Here is a 2,841-nt window from a genome sequence, read left to right on the forward strand (position 1 = left end):
ATCTAAGGGGATTTGGCATGAAAAAGATTCTCACCTCGCTGGCGCTGATCGGCCTTGTGGCCGTCGCCGCTGGGGCCGCGGGCACTCGGGCGATCGCCGCCGAAGAGGCACACAATGTGGCCAATCCGACGCATTTCCCGATCGACGAGCCGAAGGAAATGGACTGGAGTTTCACTGGCCCATTCGGCACCTATGACAAGGCGCAGCTGCAGCGCGGCCTCAAGGTCTACAAGGAAGTCTGCTCGGCCTGCCATTCGATGAACCTGGTGGCGTTCCGCACGCTGTCGGACCTCGGCTATTCCGATGCGCAGATCAAGACGCTGTCGGCCGAGTACACCATCCACGACGGTCCCAACGATGCCGGCGACATGTTCGACCGTCCGGGCAAGCCGTCCGACCACTTCCCGCCGCCCTTCGCCAATGAGGAAGCCGCCGCTGCCTCCAATGGCGGTGCTGCTCCGCCAGACATGTCCCTGCTGGCCAAGGCTCGCGGTGTCGAACGCGGTTTTCCGCAGTTCGTCTTCGATATCTTTACCCAGTACGACGCGGGCGGCCCCGACTATATCCACTCGCTGCTGACCGGCTACGACCAGACACCGCCGGCCGGCATGGTCATCCCGGAAGGCACCCACTACAATCCGTACTTCATGTCCGGCGTGTCGCTGAAGATGCCCAAGCCGCTCTCCGATGGTCAGGTGACCTATGATGACGGTGCGCCGCAGACCATCGACCAGTATTCCCGCGACGTCTCCGCCTTCCTGGCATGGGCGGCCGAGCCGCATATGGAAGACCGCAAGAAGACCGGTTTTCGCGTTCTGGTGTTCCTGCTTTTGTTCGGCGCGCTGGTCTATCTCACCAAGCGCAAGGTGTGGGAAGGCGTGGCGCATTAAGCCACACGATCAAGTGATCACGAAGGGCGCCGAGAGGCGCCCTTTTGCATTTCCAGAAGCCGGCCATGTCACATGGCCGTCACCGCATCCGGCGATCCTGTGCTGCTCTCATCAAAGGATCGCACCCATGAAAAGATACGCATCGCTCGCGGCAGGCCTGTTGCTGCTCATCGTCGGCTCGGCCGCGCAAGCGGAAGACGCCCAGCCTTTCGTCACCAACAAGGATGTCGACCTGACGATGATCCTGCCGCCGCCGCCGGCAAACGATTCGGCGCAGACCAAGGCCGAACTCGGCGAGGTGCTGATGCTGCAGGTGACACGCACGCCCGAGATGGTAGCCAGCGCCGTCGCCGATGCCGACGAGAATGTCTGGCGCTTCGCCAACGTCATGGGGCCGAAATTCAACAAGGAAACGCTGCCCAAATTCAGCGCCTTCTTCGACCGCGTCGTGGCCACCGAAGGCGCCGTCGTCGATCCGGCCAAGGATATCTGGAAGCGCCCGCGTCCGCACCAGCTCAGCGACCTCGTCAAGCCGGCGGTCAAGCTGTCGAGTTCGGGTTCCTGGCCGTCCGGCCACGCCACCGTCGGCACCATGATGGGCATCATCCTGTCCGATATGGTTCCGGAAAAGCGCGCCGAGATCATGGCGCGTGCGGCCGAATACGCCCACAACCGCGAGGTCGGCGGCATCCACTATGCGTCCGACGTCGAGATGGGCAGGATTTCCGGCAGCGTCATCGCCGCGGTCCTGCTCAACCGGGACGACTTCAAGGCCGAGTATGAAGTGGCCAGGGCCGAGCTTCGTTCGGATCTCGGCATGTAATCTTTGTCAATCGGATTAGACCAGAAAGGGGCGCTTCGGCGTCCCTTTTTTTGCTCATGGCCATGTCCGGAGGGCAGCTCGAAAAATAGTCCGTTGGCACGCCGACAACAGGTTGATATTCGATGCATCGAACGGTGGCGAGAAACTTGTCCCGCCATGGCCTTTGGAATTCGATGATGCGGCTCAGCGACTGTCACAACTTTTCCGATTACCGCCGCATGGCGCAGCAGCGGCTGCCGGGGCCGATCTTTAACTACATCGACGGCGCGGCCGACGACGAGGTCACCTATCGCCGCAACACCGAAAGCTTCGAGACCTGCGATCTGGTTCCCAACGTGCTGCGCGGGGTGAGCGAGGTCGACATGTCGGTGACGGTCATGGGCCAGAAGCTGGCGATGCCGTTCTATTGCTCGCCGACCGCCTTGCAGCGCCTGTTCCATCACCAGGGCGAGCGCGCGGTCGCCAAGGCCGCCGCCAAATACGGCACGATGTTCGGCGTGTCGTCGCTGGGCACCGTCAGCCTCGAGGAGGCGCGCAGCATCAGCAGCGGCCCGCAGGTCTACCAGTTCTATTTCCACCGGGATCGCGGTCTTAACCGGGCGATGATGCAGCGGGCAAAGGCGGTCGGGGTCGAGGTGATGATGCTGACCGTCGACAGCATCACCGGGGGAAACCGCGAGCGCGACAAACGAACCGGCTTTGCCATTCCCTTCAAGCTCAACCTTACCGGAATGGCGCAGTTCGCGCTCAAGCCGGCCTGGGCGATCAACTATTTCATCCATGAGGACTTCAAGCTGCCGCAGCTCGACGAGCATGTCGACATGGGCGGCGGCACGATGTCGATCAGCCGTTACTTTACCGAGATGCTCGATCCGTCGATGACATGGGACGACGTCGCCGAGATGGTCAAGCTCTGGTCGGGTCCGTTCTGCCTCAAGGGCGTCATGTCGGTGGAGGATGCCAAACGCGCTGTCGACATCGGCTGCAGCGGCATCGTGCTGTCGAACCATGGCGGGCGGCAGCTGGATGGCTCACGGGCGGCGTTCGACCAGCTTGCCGAGATCGTCGATGCCGTTGGCGACAGGATCGACGTCATCATGGATGGCGGCGTGCAGCGCGGCACACACG

At 62.4% G+C, this 2,841-nt stretch carries 3 protein-coding genes; all 3 read left to right on the top strand.

The window, feature by feature from the left end; genetic code table 11:
* Positions 1–17 precede the first annotated feature (17 nt).
* Positions 18–890 carry a cytochrome c1 gene (locus EN884_RS31660; protein ID WP_013529986.1) on the top strand — a complete coding sequence of 291 codons (873 nt, stop codon included), beginning with the start codon at positions 18–20 and terminating at the stop codon, positions 888–890.
* Between the two features lie 127 nt (positions 891–1,017).
* Complete coding sequence (locus tag EN884_RS31665) at positions 1,018–1,713, top strand: phosphatase PAP2 family protein (protein ID WP_013529987.1); 696 nt, start codon at positions 1,018–1,020, stop codon at positions 1,711–1,713.
* A 176-nt stretch (positions 1,714–1,889) separates the two neighbouring features.
* On the top strand, positions 1,890–2,841 hold a 952-nt coding region (locus EN884_RS31670; protein WP_164895282.1), incomplete at its 3' end, for an alpha-hydroxy acid oxidase.

It is taken from the genome of Mesorhizobium sp. M7A.F.Ca.AU.001.01.1.1 (assembly GCF_004022735.1).
Taxonomy (GTDB): Bacteria; Pseudomonadota; Alphaproteobacteria; order Rhizobiales; family Rhizobiaceae; genus Mesorhizobium; species Mesorhizobium ciceri.

Bases quoted from the DNA above. Each gene is read 5' to 3' on its own strand.
- EN884_RS31665 (WP_013529987.1), top strand. From the start codon at position 1,018: ATGAAAAGATACGCATCGCTCGCGGCAGGCCTGTTGCTGCTCATCGTC.
- EN884_RS31660 (WP_013529986.1), top strand. From the start codon at position 18: ATGAAAAAGATTCTCACCTCGCTGGCGCTGATCGGCCTTGTGGCCGTC.